Source organism: Rhizobium metallidurans (genome assembly GCF_014196505.1).
Lineage (GTDB): Bacteria > Pseudomonadota > Alphaproteobacteria > Rhizobiales > Rhizobiaceae > Rhizobium > Rhizobium metallidurans.
In genome coordinates this window covers 1-14,828 of record NZ_JACIDW010000022.1, presented here as the reverse complement: position 1 = coordinate 14,828, position 14,828 = coordinate 1, and the positions used below count along the sequence as shown (strand labels likewise).

The window sequence follows — 14,828 nt, the reverse complement described above, 5'->3', positions numbered from 1 at the left end:
AGCAGGCACGATCGCTACGTGTTCCTGCCTCCAGTGCGATGACGATCGAGCCCCCAGGCCAATTCTTGTCAACGCCACTCCACTTATATCCAAGTCGACAATCTGACCATGCGGACCATGGTCCGTACGCGAGATGACGATGCGTCGATTACCGACGCGCAGCGTCTTCGCTTTGCCATTCCCGCATCTGAAGTGCCGCCTCCGTCCTGTTTCGTACCTGTAGCTTTTTCAAAACCCGGGTCATGACATGCTTGATGGATTTCTCCTTCAGCGAGAGCAAAAAGCCAATTTCCTTGTTGCTATGACCTTCCGCAACGAGGGACAGGATTTGTTCTTCGCGCGCGGTGAGATCGGGCATCGCGATGACCGCGCGATCGTCGGCACCAGCACTACCAACTAAGATTGGCCTTGCGCGCATCTCGGCGAGGACACGGGTAGCGATACCCGGAGACACGAAGGTCTGTCCATCGACAACAGCGCGCAGCACTGCGACAAGATCACCTGCCTCGACCCCTTTTAGAACATATCCTCGGGCACCTGCCTTCATCGCGTTGAAGACATCAGCCTCTTGCTCCGAAGCAGTCAGCACGACGATCAAGGCATCGTCGTCAATCTGCCGGATCGCCTGTATTGCGGTATGCCCTCCACCTGGCATGGACAGATCGAGAATGCTGACCATGGGCCGAAATTGATTGAAGATGGCTACGGCATCTGAGGCAGTAGAACCTTGCGAGACGACCTCGACACCGGCTTCGTCTTCCAGCCCTCGAACGACCCCCATCCGAAACATGGGGTGGTCGTCGATAATCGAGACCCGCAGGATGTCTTCACGAAGGTCAGTCATGGCAGCACCATTTGAACGGTTGTTCCTCGATTTCCGCCAGTGACGATGTCCACCACTCCACCTAGGCTTGCTGCGCGTTCCTGAAGGCCGGCCAGCCCAAGCCCCTCACCTTCGTATCCGCGTTGAAATCCTACACCGTCGTCCTCGACGCGCACAATGAGCGCGCCCTCCTTCATGTAGGCTGACGCGACAATTCGATTGGCCATGGCATGTCTGGACGCGTTGCTCAAGACCTCCTGCAAGAAGCGATAGAGGCAGATTTTCATACCATGGCTACGGACGTCCAGGTCGCTAAGATCCGCAACGATCTCGTTGCCCGTAAACAACTGATGGGCCCTGATGGCACGCAGAGCGACTTCCCGACCGGAAAGGGCTTCCAATTCTGGAAGCTGAAGACCTCGGCAAAGATCTCGGATCTCGTCGATCGCTGCCGTTATCGACTGCTTGATCAAGTCGTCATCGTCATCACGGCCTTTTCCTTTTCTGATCGCCTCCAGTCTCATGATGACGAAACCAAGAAGCTGGGTCGGACCGTCATGCAGGTCTGACGAGATGCGCCGCAAATATCGTTCGTTGAGCGCGATGGTCCTTTGGGTTGCCTCATCGGCTCGCTTGCGCAAGACGGTATTGCTTGCCAGTAGCCGGGACAATTCAATGACCTGGCTGTCGAGCCGCTTTCGCTGTCTTTCGATTCTGACACTGCCACGGGCGACGATGGCAAATAGCAGGGCAAGCATCGCCGCCGTGACAGCTGCCACCACCAACCAGCTATGCATCCGCACCCTATGAAGCTCCGAGGTAAAGCCGCTCGTCGGCTCGTAAAACTCCGCGGCGCCGATGACATCGCCAGTCTGTGCATCGCGAATGGGGCTATAGACCTCGAGAAACTCAAGACCGCTGCGCTTCTCGACAAGGTGCTCCTTGCCGTCGAGCCTGTCGAATTCGGCATAGACGCTCCCATCCAAGGCCGCCCGTAGCGCCTTCCGAAGTTCGAACGTTTGACCGATGAGTGCCGAATCGCTGCTGTAGGCAACCGTCGCGTCGCGTGTCCAGATCTTGAAAGAATAGATCCTGTGCGCGAGTGGTCCGTCCTGAATTGCCTGGGCCAAAGCCTGCTCGTCTTTGCTCGGGAGTTTTGGCGCGGTACCCAAACCCTGAGCCAGCGGCGAAACGATGCTGTCGACGAATAGCGCCGTACTGTCGGCTCGGTTCTGCATGAAGCCTTGTTCAAGATTTGAAGTGACCCAGGCACCAATGGAGAGCATGCCTGCGAGCAACACCAGCAAGCCGACCAACGCGAACTGCCAAGCCAGCGTTAGTCCTTTTCCAAGACTCAATCTCCAACGTTTTGACGGAATCAGGGAATGTTGCATCGATAGGGACCGGTCCTATTCTAATTTCGCGCATTGCTTTACACGAAGGGCTCCGAAACACATCACCGATCAGTGTTCACACGACCTCCAACCGTTAAAGCTTCAGCTGAAGCAAGATCGAGATGTAACGAAGAGCGTGGGCTCGTGTCGATCCAAAAAATTTTAGGTTCTTGAGGGGATATGGACCGGCGACCCTACTGACCAGTCGGCCAAATCTTTGAAAAGACGTCACTGTGGCATAAGGCTGATTTATGGAACTTTTCCGAAATCAGGACGGCAATGGCGTTAATACGGGAGTGACGAAGCGAATGGTCTCCTTAGCGCTGACCAGCCGCCGAGGAACGTACAGTGATGGCATCATCTTGCGCCGGTGAACACACAGCGTCGCTAAAACTGCAACGACGCGCTCATGAAAAACAGATTCGGCATCTTACTGTCGATGCTGCTCCTGACGATGCGGGAATAGCCGAACTCAGCGTTCACCGTGCCGCCGGAAAGGCGGTTACCGACAGTCCAGCCGGCGATGTCGCCGGCCTCAATACCGAAGTCCGCTTGTCCGAAAATGCGGCCATAATCAATCCCGACGTAAGGTCGCAACTCACCTAGTCTCTCGACAAGCATCTCGTTGCCTGCCCAGGGCTGCGTGCGCCAGATGATCTCGTTGCGGGTAAAGATGCCGTTATTGCCGAACAGGAGGCTGTCGCGCGTGCCTCGAACATTGCTATAGCCTCCAAGCGAGAGCTGTTCGGCCCCGAGGAGATTGTCCGGCGAGTATTGGCCGTTGACCATGGTGCCGAATTGCAGTTGTTGACCGGAAATCTCGAAGGGCATCGTGACATTGGCCGTCGCTGACAGCTTGGAGAACTCCGGGTTAGCCTCGCCGGCGCCCGGCTCACCGCGGCGGACCGCGTCGAACATCTCCAAGCCCTGGCTGTATCCAAGATCGAAGAGCCAGACGCCACCGAGCATCCGGCGCGAATGCGTGATTCCGAGACTGCCGACGGTATACTGACGGCTGCCAACCTCGATGCGACTTCCCATCAGGAAATTGTCGGTCGTTTTGAAATTCAATCCGGCATTCAGCGTCGTGATGGAATTCTTGTCGCGCAAGAGCACGCGATCGAGGCTCGCGCCGAATTGGCCCGAATTGCCTGACGTATCGATGTCGGCCAAGTTGCCGGGGACTTTGCTGCTGTAGCTATACCAGGAACCATTCAGGCCGAGCGTCCAATAACCGTAAGGCACGCTAAAGGAACCGGAAAGGCTATTGCTGCGACCCGCTCCGTCGTCCGGCCAAGGGTAGTCCGGTCCCGTGCGTTGATAGGAGAGCGAGATAAGATCGTTCAGCTCGAACAGGTTGTCCACGCCGAACGTCAGCGTGCTTTGGGCGTAGCCTGTCGAAGCCTGGCCGAGATTATTGTTCGCGATCGAGAAATTCCATGGCTCGCTGGTCTTGTTCTCGACGTTCAGGATCGACTCCCCTGCCTGGCGACCCGGCAGGATCGTTGTCTTCGCATTGCTTGAGGGAAGCCGGTTGATCTGGTCCACGCCTTGCTCGATATCGCGGATGTTGACCGGCTTGCCGCGCATCCCGGGAAATGCTGTGGCAAGAGTGCCGTTCGAGGATGCCGCCTTCCCGTTGAGGTAGACATCTGAAAGCGTGCCCTCTTCGGCAACGAGACGCAATGTCTTCGTCGCGGCGATGTCTTGTTCTGGAATATAGAAGCGCGAAGTCACATAGCCATTGTCCACATAGGCGAGAGTAAGGGTCTTCAGCAGGGAATTGACGGCAACAAGATCGACGCAACGGTTCTCGTAGCCTGCAAGAATAGTTGCCAAGGCCGATTGCGCGATCAGCGTTACGCCCTCCACCTCGACATGCGTGATGTCAAAGCAAGCGCCCTGACGGGGATCGCCCCCCGACGCCGCCTTGGCCTGGATATCACTGGGTGTTGCCTTGCCAAGTGCATCAAGCCGCTGGGCTTGCTTCAGATCGGACTGCCTTCGCATGAACTGATCCGCCGGTGATGGTTGAGGGTCGCTCGACTGCGCCAGAGCGTTTGAAGCCGCAATATTCGCCACGACCACTGGCGAGAAACACAGCCACAGAAATTTGTCTCGCATTGCACTTACAACATCCTAGAGGATCCTGGGATGATCGAGCACCGTACACCACAGCGGCTGACGCCCGTTTAGCGCGAAGTGACACGTCACTATCGCAGTTCATAACAATTGAATCTATCGTGTAGCTTACCATCACCAACCAATAGGTTGTGCTAATTTAACTGATGGACACTTATGGCGCCCATCAAAAATTCATTCAAATAATTGTTTAAAATACATTTTCTGGATTTTCTCGCAAAAGAACCCGTTGCTTTCGCTGGAATCCTCTCGATCGCCTTAATAGAATAATCACCCTTAGATTGCGTATATTCAGACGTGCATTGACGATCGCCACTGGGTTGTCGCATTGCGTTGTTCTCGTTTGCCGCACGGCAACCGGTAGATCAGTGGCAGAGGTCGTGTCGATATGCGCAAGGCGGGATTTCACTTTTACGTCCCTGAGCGGATTTCCGCCGGGAACGCATGGCGAGTTGCATCGTTTCATCTCGCGCGTCGGGCGCTTGCGACATTCCTCAGCGCGCTCCTCGTGTTTCAACCGGCTCTGCTACAAGCCCAACAGGTGACGCCGGATGCGGGGGCGCCCGCGGCGAACCGCCCCGGCATCGGCTCGACGCCAAACGGCATTCCGCTCGTCGACATCGTGACACCCAACAGCGCAGGGCTGTCCCATAACAAATACAGCGATTTCAACGTCGCGACGCCCGGCCTGATCCTGAACAACAGCAACGCCGAGGTTGGCATATCCAAGCTTGGCGGCGTCACTCCGGGCAATGCAAATCTACGCAACAGCGGCCCGGCTTCCGTCATTTTGAACGAAGTCACCAATAGCAGGCGAAGTGCGCTGGAAGGGCCGATCGAACTATTCGGCGGCCGGGCCGATGTCATTATCGCAAACCCGAACGGCATCACATGCAACGGCTGCGGTTTCATCAATACGCCGCGTGCCACGTTGACGACGGGGACCCCGGATGTCGACAGCGATGGACGTCTTAACGGCTTCACCGTTCAGGGGGGCGACATCACGTTCGGCCCAAGGGGCGCCAACACTGCATTCGCAGACGGCGCGGTCGACCTTTTCGATATCGTATCTCGCACGGTGACGATCGACGGGCCGATCTATGGCAAGGAGCTGCGTCTGACAGCCGGTCAGAGCAAATTCAACTACCGCACCGGCGAGGCGGGCGACCTCGGCGCCACATCTGGAACACCGGAATACGCAATCGACGGCTCTGCCTTGGGCGCCATGCAAGCCGACCGCATCAAGATGGTCGTGACGGAAAAGGGCGCAGGCGTTCGCATGCGCGCCGATATGGCGGCCAACGTCGGAGAGCTGTCGTTATCTTCAGACGGCAAGATCTCGATCGGTAATGCATCCGGCAACCAAGGCGTCAGCCTCACCTCCAAGCGAAATGTCTCGGCGGGTCGGCTAACCTCGAAAAAAGCCGTGTCGGTCAAGGCAGGAAAGGATGTCGCTCTCGCGTCTGTCGGCGCCGTGGGCGACATACTGATCAATGGCGGCTCGGGGCTGGTCGATGTTAGCGGATCGCTGGCCGGCAATGGCGCGCTAAGCGTTGCGGCCGACGGCAACCTGTCACTGAGCGCAGCGACAGCGGCGGGTCCAGTGTCGCTGGCGTCGCTGGCTGGAACAGTGACGGTAGCCGGCACGGTGCAGTCCGATGCGTCTCTTTCGCTTACGGCCGCCGCCGGCTCGATCGCGGCCGGTTCACTTTTGTCGCAAGGGGACGTGGCGTTGCTTTCCGGTCTCGAGCTCGGGATCTCGGGCGGCGTGCTCGCCGGCGGAAATCTGCGGGCAGTCGCTCGCGGCGATATCCGCTACGGGATCCTGGAGGCGAACGGGACTGTTTCGTTGACCTCCATATCCGGTGCCATTGACCTGGAAAGGCGTACCGCGGCTGGCGGCGATATCGCGATCAATGAACGCCAAGTGGATCTATCCGGCAATCGTAGCGGACTTGCCACGTCGGGCACGCTTCGTATCAACACCGAGAGCGCCAACCTCTCCGGCAGTCAAATGACATTCGGTGGCATTGATCTGGTTTCATCCGGGAACGTTGATCTCAGGGGAACAGGTCTCAACGCCGTGTCCTCCAGCAATGCGCTCAACGCAGCAAACGGTGCTGGCGATATCGCAATTGCCGCTGGCAGCCTCAGCACCACCGCCGCCACCAATCTTCTTGCCGCTCACGACCTGACGCTCTCGTTGCCTCAATTGACCAATGCCGGCCAGGTCGCCGCCGGCAACGATCTCATCATCAACGTTGGCAATCTGACCAATGCCGCAAGCGGGCTGGTCTATGCCGGCAATGATGCGGCGCTCTTCGTCGGCGGCGTACTTGCGAACGATCAGGGGGCGATCGTCGCCGGTCGCGATCTGGTGATCGCCGGCAGCGCTGACGGCGCGCGCAATGCCGCCACCGTCAACCGATCCGGGCTGATCAATTCGAACCGGAACATGACGATCACCACGGCGAACCTGCGCAACGAGAAGACCGTCGCCCCTACCGTCATAACCCAGTTGGTCTCCAACACGCCGATCACCGCTTATGATGGCCTAGAGGGGGAGATCTGCACGCCTTGTTCGCCGAACGACAATGCTGTCGAATACAATGGCAAATTCTATGTCGTGCAAGGGGTAGAGAACCGCGTCTATCGCAATTTCCTTGTGGACCAGGTTGCCTCGTATGGAAGCCAAGCGGCACTGATCAAGGCCGGCAACATACTGGCAATAGATACCGTTGATCTCACCAATTCCTATAGCACGATCGAAGCCGGCAAGCAGATAACGCTTTCTGGCACCGGCACGCTGACTAATTCTGGTATTCAGTTGCAGCGCACGACGTCACTGTCGTGCACCAACCCGGCCGGTTGTCGATACTATCCGGACTTCGTTTACGCGCGATGGGTGGAATATTCTCGTGGCGGAGATAGCACCAATGTGCGTGAATTCGTTCGCACATTGGTGGATAACCCCTTCGGCACACGCGACGCGTCGAAGGATCTCTATGCCGGCACGACGGTCGAGAGCGTCGAAGCGATCGGCGGTGTGCCCGCGACGATCCTGTCTGGTGGAGCGCTCAGCATCAACGGCTTTGCCGCCGTCAACAACAGCGCGCTTGCCGGGACGATCGCCGACCGTGTCGCCGTCGGCGCATCAACGCCGTCGAACAACCCGACGACACTGTTGGCGGGCGTGACAGCCGGCGGCGCCCTATTCACGCTTGGCTCTGTTGCCTCTCCTCAATCCGGTGGGTTCGGGGGCACCGTTCCTGGCCAGACGTTCCTGTTCGAGACCCGCGCGGCCTTTCTGGATGTCTCGAAATTCTACGGCTCAAGCTATTTCCTCGGCAGGATCGGCTACCAGCCGGATCGGGAGATCCAATTTCTCGGCGACGCCTATTTCGAGAACCGGTATGTCGAGCAGCAACTCAGACAGGCGACAGGCGCAGGCTTCACCGGCGAGGATCCGACTGCCCAGATAAAGCGTCTGCTCGACAATGGCGCGGACTATCTTGGAACGCGTCAACTCGCGCTTGGCGAGTCACTGACAGCGGACGAGATCGCCGGCCTCACCCAATCCATCGTCGTCTACGAATGGCAGGTCGTGAACGGCGAGCGCGTGCTGGCACCCGTCCTGTATCTCGCCTCCGGTGACAAGGAGCAACTGGCATCCTCCGGCGCGGTGATCGCTGGCAAGGACGTCACCATCGATGTCGGTACGCTTGCGACATCCGGGATGATTGCGGCAAGCGGTGACGTTGCCATCTCCGGCTCGTCGATTGCCGCCACGGGTGGCGACATCAGGTCAGGTGGCACGACGAACCTCGATGCAGGCAGGGTCTCGCTCGTCAGCAGCTCGGTCACGTCGGGCGGCAACATGTCGATCAAGGGCACTGACGGTATCCTTATCGCCGGCTCGAAAGTGGCGGCCGGTGGCAATCTCGCTCTGACCTCGAATGGCGATATCAATGTCTCCGTGACCGAGAAGACGACAACCTCGACCATGCGCGACCGGTTGAGCTCGACCACCAGGGTCGAAACGACGGTGACTGGCTCTCAAATTTCGGCAGGCGGCTCGATCGCAGCCGCGGCTGGCGGCAATCTCAATGTCATTGGCAGCGCGCTTGCCGCTGACGGAACGCTCGGTCTCAAGGCGGCCGGCGATGTGACGATCGCCGAAGCCGTGGAGACCACGACTACCGACTACAGCTACAAGAAAAAGGGTGGCCTGTTCGGCGGTGGAAAGCAGACGACGAGCCATGCCGAGACACAGACGTCGGTCGGGTCCTCGGTCAGCGGCGGCGCGGGTGTGACGATCGCATCCGGCGGCGATACCATCGTCTCCGCCTCGAAGTTGACGGCCGGCGACGGCGACAAAAAGGCCGATATCGATGTCACGACGGGCGGTGATCTGCTGATCGCATCCGGCCGTGACAGCGCGGCGTTCGAGCAGTCGTCCTCAAGCAAGGGCTTCCTGTCCAAGAAGAGCTCGCAGCTTCGCAGCTACGACGAAACAACCGTCGCTTCCGAGCTCTCCGCATCGGGCAACGTCAAGCTGAACGCGGCCGGTAGCGCCGCCATCGCCGGCTCGACAGTAACCGCCGGCGAGGCGATCACCGTTGAGGGCGACAACGTCTCCATCATCGGCGCAACCGAACAGCGTCAGGTCGAGAGCAGCAGCACGAAGTCCGGCCTCTTCGCCGGCTCCGGAGGTGGCTTCATCTCGCTCTGGGGCAAATCGCAGAAAGACACGATTCAGTCCTCGGAATTCAACGTCGCCTCTGCGCTCTCCGCCGGGACGAGCGCGACGATTAAGGCGCGCGACACGGATCTCAATGTGATCGGCTCCAGCATCACGGCTGGGCAGGACATCAATCTGTCGGCAAACCGGGACGTTAACATCACGCCGGGTATGGAAAGCGCGTCAGCCTCCGAACAGGATAAGCGTTCGGGCTTCGGCATCGCCTTCTCTGCAGGCAATGGCGGCTTCTCGGTTGGCATCGGGGTACAAAACACCACCGACAAGAAGGCACAAGGATCCGACACAAACGCCACTTCGATCCTCACCGCCGGCCGCGATGTCAACATCTCGGCAGGCAACAACATCAATCTGCAGGCGGCTCAAGCCTCCGCCGAGCGCGATGTCAACCTCTTTGCCGGCGGCGACATCAACCTTCTGGCCGTCGACGACGCTACCAACTATCAGGAAGCGCATGAAAAAACCTTTGCCGGCGTGACGATGGCGGTCAGCAGCCAGGTGGGCAGCGCTGCGCAAAGCATCATCAATTCAGCCGGGCGCCTGACGGAAAGCGGTGGCGTGAATCCTGTGACCAACACCACGATAGTCGGGCTTGGCATCTATCAGGGTCTGCGCAATCTCGAAAGCGTCTATGACGAATATCGGAAATCCGGCGATATCGGCTTTGCGCTCACTGTAAGCCTCGGCGTCAACCGCCAGCAAAGCAGCTCGTCCTCGACGGCATACGCACCTGTCGTGACAGATATCCGTGCTGGCCGTTCGATATCGATGGAGGCCGATAGGGGCTCGATCACCAGCGACGGCGCCAAGATCGCAGCCGGCTACGATGAGCTTGGCATACCGGTACTGTCAGCCGATCCGTTGGTCGGCGATATCATTCTGAGCGCCGCGAACGGCGCAATCAACCTGAACGCAGCAACCGGCACGTCCGCAACTGACAGCAGGAACTCGTCCTATAGCGCAGGCGTCGGTATCGGCTTCGATTGCAGCGTCAAGACCCGCTGCAAAACAATAGGCACCTTCGTCGATGGCTCCTACGGCAAAGGCGGCGCTGGCAGCAGCGCGGTGACCCAATACAACAGCCTTGTCAGCGGCACCGGCGACGTGGCGATAGGTGCTGACGGCATTGCAATCCGCGGCGGCACCGTCTCGGGCAATTCCGTCACCGTAGCTGCTAATTCGCTGACGATCGAAAGCCCGGTGGATACGGTCAAGGCCAAGGCCGAGCAACTCAACGTCTCCGCATCGGTTGGCGCCGCCGCGAGCGTATCCAGTGTGACGCAGAATGCTAAAGGCGATGCGGCCGTTGTCTCCGAACAATCGGGCATCCGTGCCGGCGTTGGCGGTCTCGACATCAACATCGATGGAAAGACCAGCCTCGTCGGCGGGGTGATCTCCAGCGATGCGTCTGCCGACAGAAATCACCTCTCCACCGGCACGCTCGAAGCCACTGATATCGACACCAACTCGAGTTGGAAGGCCGACACCTATGGTGGGTCGTTCGGCACGGGCGGCTTGTCCATCGCACCGCCGGTCAAGGCCGGCGAAAACGAAACCGGCAAAGCCTATGCGGCTATTGGCGGCAATATCGGCATCACCATCACCGATCCAGCCCAACAGGCACAGGATATCGGCACGATCCGCCGCGATACCGCCAATACCAATACCTCGCTGCCCGGCTTGCCTGATCTCGAGAGCCTCCTCAGGAATCAATACAAGACCCAGGCCGATCTGCAGGCGGCCCAGGTAACCATGGCCGGGCTGGTGGCGGATATCGCCAACAAGCTGTGGCTGAATGCCCCCGAAGAGGAAAAGGCGTTCTGGGCTGAAGGTGGTCCGGGGCGCGCCGCCCTGCATGCACTTGGTGGTGGACTTCTCGGCGGCGTCAACGGCGTCGGGGGCGCCGTCAAAGGGGCTCTCGGCGGGGCCGCATCGACACTGTTCGCCAAGGCTGTCAAGGAACTCGTCGCTGGCATGATGAATGACGCCAAACTGGGCAGCGAGGAGGACAGAGCGAAGCTCGGCGCCGTGTTCGGGGCCACGATCATGGCGGCAATTGGTGGCGCCATTGGTGGTGGCGAAGGTGCCGCCTATGGTGCGGCGAGCTATCAATACAACTATCTCGCCGATGAAGATTTGTTCAAGGCTGCCGATGCCTTGGCGGAAGCCGAAAAGTGCCAGTCCGATTGCGCTGCTTTGTGGGCGAAGGTCAACGACTTTAAACAGCTGTCGGAGCGCAACGACGCCGTGTTGATCGCCACGTGTACGGCAGCACCCGCATCCAGCGCCTGCCAGCAGATGAAACAGGATCTCCTGAAATTCGCCACCCGGCTGGATCGGGCGGGAATCGATGTGTTTCTTGATATAGGTCCCGGAGGCAACCCAATAGACCTTACGTTCGACGCCGACACGCTTGAGCAATTCAGTGCGACAAGGGGCGCGATCAGCCTTGACGTTATTTTAGCACGGCAGCTGGCTGAAGCCGACAAGAATGGGCTTCCGACCGATGTCGCCATTAAGCAGGCGCTCACACAAATCAGTCAGATCCAAGGCGGTATCAAGGCTCTGTTGGATAGCGCAGGTATCGTTGGTGGCGCAGCCGCCTGTGCCGGCACGGCCGGAGCCGCCTGTGTGCTTGGCCTCATCGGCGCCGCTGTCAGCGCCAACCAGCTGGTCGCCAGCGCGCAGCAATCCTTCACCGGCGAAGAGGCAAGAACCGCTCTTGTATATTCACTCGAGAAAGCTGGGTACTCGAAGGAAGAGGCCGAACGCTACCAACGCTATATGGATATCGGCGCCGTTGTGCTTTCTGTCGGCATCGTTGGCGGTGAGGTTGCCGTTCGCTTCACGGCGGCCAATCTCGGCGCAATCGCATCCGTGGCCGAGCGCCAGGCCGTATTGCAGGCGCTGGACAAGATTCCCCCGTTGCGTACCGTCAACGGCAAGTCGCTCAATCCGAAACTACCGGATCCAGCTGCAGGCTACGACTATGTTCCCAAGACGATTTCCTCGCCAAATCCGAACATTGCCAACTCGCATGTCAATGGCTTCAATGCCGAAATTGATTTGGCCAATCAGATAGCCGACTTGCCCGGACAGCAGGTTATCCGCTATGGCGATGCCATTGGAACACATGGTGCGGATGTCATCTCCGTAGACGTCAATACTGGAGAAGTTTTCCTGTGGGACAGCAAGTTCAGAAACGCTTTCAGACCGAACAAGTCGTCGCCGACATTTAAGCCGGGTTCGACTGCTTTAAGTAAAGCGCTTGCACAAGCTGAACGCACGATTTCGAGTTCAAACTTGTCGAGTCAAGTGAGGCAGACGGCGATGAAAAATCTAACCGATGGCCAATTTGTCGCCAATACCGTCGGCACGGCCAGCGTCAAAAATTTGGTTCCACTGAAATTCTGCGACTTCAATCCCTGCTGAAGGAGACAAAAGTGTCAAAGTTTGATCCCGTAAGAGATCGTGAGGTTGCGGCTGAATTTTTGTTGAAGTTTGTCCACGACACCGAATGGGAACCTGGTCGTCCCATGGGAAATGTTGCCGCAAGTCAAATTGGACGCATCGTAAACATGTGGTTGGTGCGCCACGACAAGGAAATGGAGCCGGCGCTTCACCATGCGAACAGATGGCTTGATCAGGTGCTGGAAGTGGGTGGAGAGAAGTTCGGGCCCGATCCCAATGCTCATCTGACGACGCTTCATTGGGCGAGAGCCATGGGGACCTGGCTGGAGGATGGCTTGGGCGATGAGGGCAACTGGTACGGTGCCCGCATCCGCGAAGAAGCCAGATGGCGGTTTCCCGGCCGTCCTTGGCCGCGACATGAAATCATCCAACATGGTCTCGACGACTATCTGGCATTTACCTACCAAAGCGGAGAGCATGCCGACGGGTTCGAGGCTGGGATCGATATGTACGAGCATTGGCTGGGGGATAAGCCGCTGTCGCTGAAGAAAGTGCTCAAGCCTCGGGAATACGGCTACGCGCTCTGCCTGCACTATGCCCGAGGAACGTTCGATGATGCGGAATTGTTCGAGGCCGGCCGCCGGATGCTGCAGGCCAATCTTGAAGCGACATGGCTGGGAGGCGGTCAGTATACACGGGCTGCCACCTGGCTGAAGATCGTCTATGAGCAACAGCCGGCGCAACTGAGCCCGCTTGACGTTGTTCTCAAGGCCTATGACAACATGCCGAACGTCCCGCGTCCGGACTTTTTGTAGCGGCTGGATTGAAGCAAGCCTTCTCGTTCCGATTTGTGCCCTGCGACCACCGCGCGGGGTGCCAGCGGCAACTACGCGCTGGCACCCACGGCTCTTGCCGCTTACCAGACCTACAATGCTATCGCCGGCCTCAAGATCGTCGCCCTGAACAAATACAAGGCGCAACCGACTGGGCCGGCATTAAGAAGTCGGGCCTCGGCTCGGCCTCCTTGATAGTTGGCTTCAACGCCTCGAAGACCGAACGGAGCGCCTCCACCGGTATTCCAGTTGTCACCAGCATCGAGGCTGGTCGTTCGGTTGCCGTGGCTGCGCAATCGGGTGACATAACCGGTCGTGGCGTACAGATGGCGGCGGGCTCGCCAGAATTTGCGCAAGGCGGTGACGTTCTTTTGTCGGCCGGTGGCAACATCGATCTTAGAAGTGCAGGAGCACCATGAACAGTTCATCAGCGAGCAGTCAATCGACGAGTGCCGCCATCGGTGTAGATCTTGCTAGCGGCGGCCTCACTGGCAACGCTAGCTATGGCAAGGGTACAGAGCAGACAGACGGGGTCACGCAGATCAACACACACGTCGTTGGCAGCGGCTTCTCCGGAGTTCCGAAAAATTCTGCCCTTGAAAAGGGGACATTGATTGACCGATATGGTAGTACCATTGGTACGTTTTTGCACCACTCGGCACCCCGTTTGAACAACGCGCATTGCCAGCCTCGTCGGCGTACGGACCTTACACATTCCTTATCGTCCTAAAACCACTTCCTGTGCTGTCGGGGCCAAGTGCTTCATGGTTTAATCAGCCAGACGGAGGGATGCAGTTCAAGACAAAACTGAGCGTTCAAGAGCTGATAGACGAAAACTTTATTGAAATATACAATAGGTAAACCTTTGACCGTGAAAAACGAAATCGAAAATAATTTTCTATATACTGCCGAGAGAATCGGTTTGTTGGATGTAGAGGCCATTTTGCAATTTCAAGACGATGGAATGGGAACACCTTACATTGACTTAAAGTGCAGCGGCGAAATATTTTATGTCATCAGAGAGCGCGGAGTTGAATCGTCGAGAAAAAAGTGCGCCTCGGCCGACGATGCGCTCTATCATATATTTTCATGGATCACTCACGATCTAGCTTCCAAATACTCCGCAGCCCATAGAAAAGTAGCAATGGATTCTCGACGGGGTTTGTTTGAGGAGCAGCTCAAGCTCTTAGGACGCGTTTCTGATGATTGGCGGATACGTCGTGAAGCGGAAATCGCGAGGATATTGCGCGAAGCTCCGTACAATGATCAACAGTCTTGATCATTGTACGGAGATTGAATAGCCCCGAGTTTCATAGACACCCTCGGGTTAGATTTTTCGCCGCTTCTCGAACTCGACGGGCGACAGCGGCCTGAACCGCACCGGGTTTGCCGGAGGCCATTTGGTTTGAGTTATGCGGCCATGGCTGGTTCGTCCAGCATGGCGTAGTAGCGTTCTTCAGCTTCGG

The 14,828-nt window shown here is 58.0% G+C and carries 9 protein-coding genes; 6 read left to right on the top strand and 3 right to left on the bottom strand.

Annotation, left to right across the window (positions count from 1 at the left end; translation table 11 throughout):
• Positions 1–148 precede the first annotated feature (148 nt).
• The 3 genes from GGQ67_RS21805 to GGQ67_RS21795 form a co-directional block, all read right to left on the bottom strand.
• On the bottom strand, positions 149–844 hold the full coding sequence (locus GGQ67_RS21805; RefSeq protein WP_183902231.1) for a response regulator: 696 nt from the start codon (positions 842–844) through the stop codon (positions 149–151).
• Positions 841–2,217 carry a sensor histidine kinase gene (locus tag GGQ67_RS21800; protein ID WP_183902230.1) on the bottom strand — a complete coding sequence of 459 codons (1,377 nt, stop codon included), beginning with the start codon at positions 2,215–2,217 and terminating at the stop codon, positions 841–843. The genes GGQ67_RS21805 and GGQ67_RS21800 overlap by 4 nt, the downstream gene beginning before the upstream one ends.
• Positions 2,218–2,604: 387 nt before the next feature.
• Complete coding sequence (locus GGQ67_RS21795) at positions 2,605–4,341, bottom strand: ShlB/FhaC/HecB family hemolysin secretion/activation protein (RefSeq protein WP_183902229.1); 1,737 nt, start codon at positions 4,339–4,341, stop codon at positions 2,605–2,607.
• 406 nt (positions 4,342–4,747) lie between these two features.
• Here GGQ67_RS21795 and GGQ67_RS21790 point away from each other — a divergent pair, with 406 nt between their 5' ends.
• From GGQ67_RS21790 to GGQ67_RS21765, 6 genes are read left to right on the top strand one after another with little or no spacing between them, the layout of a single operon-like run.
• The gene (locus GGQ67_RS21790; protein ID WP_183902228.1) at positions 4,748–12,550 is read left to right on the top strand and encodes a two-partner secretion domain-containing protein; all 7,803 of its coding nucleotides are present in this window, start codon (positions 4,748–4,750) and stop codon (positions 12,548–12,550) included.
• Positions 12,551–12,561: 11 nt separating this feature from the next.
• Positions 12,562–13,344 (top strand): hypothetical protein, encoded by a 783-nt coding sequence (locus tag GGQ67_RS21785; RefSeq protein WP_183902227.1) that lies wholly within the window; start codon positions 12,562–12,564, stop codon positions 13,342–13,344.
• 35 nt (positions 13,345–13,379) lie between these two features.
• Positions 13,380–13,781, top strand: coding sequence for a hemagglutinin repeat-containing protein (locus GGQ67_RS25675; protein WP_425503823.1), 402 nt, complete (start codon positions 13,380–13,382; stop codon positions 13,779–13,781).
• The gene (locus tag GGQ67_RS25670) at positions 13,778–14,092 is read left to right on the top strand and encodes a hemagglutinin repeat-containing protein (protein ID WP_183902225.1); all 315 of its coding nucleotides are present in this window, start codon (positions 13,778–13,780) and stop codon (positions 14,090–14,092) included. The genes GGQ67_RS25675 and GGQ67_RS25670 overlap by 4 nt, the downstream gene beginning before the upstream one ends.
• Entirely contained in the window at positions 14,044–14,223 is a 180-nt protein-coding gene (locus GGQ67_RS25665) for a TNT domain-containing protein (RefSeq protein WP_183902224.1), read from the top strand. Before GGQ67_RS25670 ends, GGQ67_RS25665 begins: the two co-directional genes overlap by 49 nt.
• Positions 14,204–14,641 carry an Imm63 family immunity protein gene (locus GGQ67_RS21765; RefSeq protein WP_246400262.1) on the top strand — a complete coding sequence of 146 codons (438 nt, stop codon included), beginning with the start codon at positions 14,204–14,206 and terminating at the stop codon, positions 14,639–14,641. Before GGQ67_RS25665 ends, GGQ67_RS21765 begins: the two co-directional genes overlap by 20 nt.
• The last annotated feature ends 187 nt before the right edge of the window (positions 14,642–14,828 follow it).

Coding starts and splice junctions, on each gene's coding strand:
- GGQ67_RS21805 (WP_183902231.1), bottom strand. CDS start 844: ATGACTGACCTTCGTGAAGACATCCTGCGGGTCTCGATTATCGACGAC.
- GGQ67_RS21800 (WP_183902230.1), bottom strand. CDS start 2,217: ATGCAACATTCCCTGATTCCGTCAAAACGTTGGAGATTGAGTCTTGGA.
- GGQ67_RS21795 (WP_183902229.1), bottom strand. CDS start 4,341: ATGCGAGACAAATTTCTGTGGCTGTGTTTCTCGCCAGTGGTCGTGGCG.
- GGQ67_RS21790 (WP_183902228.1), top strand. CDS start 4,748: ATGCGCAAGGCGGGATTTCACTTTTACGTCCCTGAGCGGATTTCCGCC.
- GGQ67_RS25670 (WP_183902225.1), top strand. CDS start 13,778: ATGAACAGTTCATCAGCGAGCAGTCAATCGACGAGTGCCGCCATCGGT.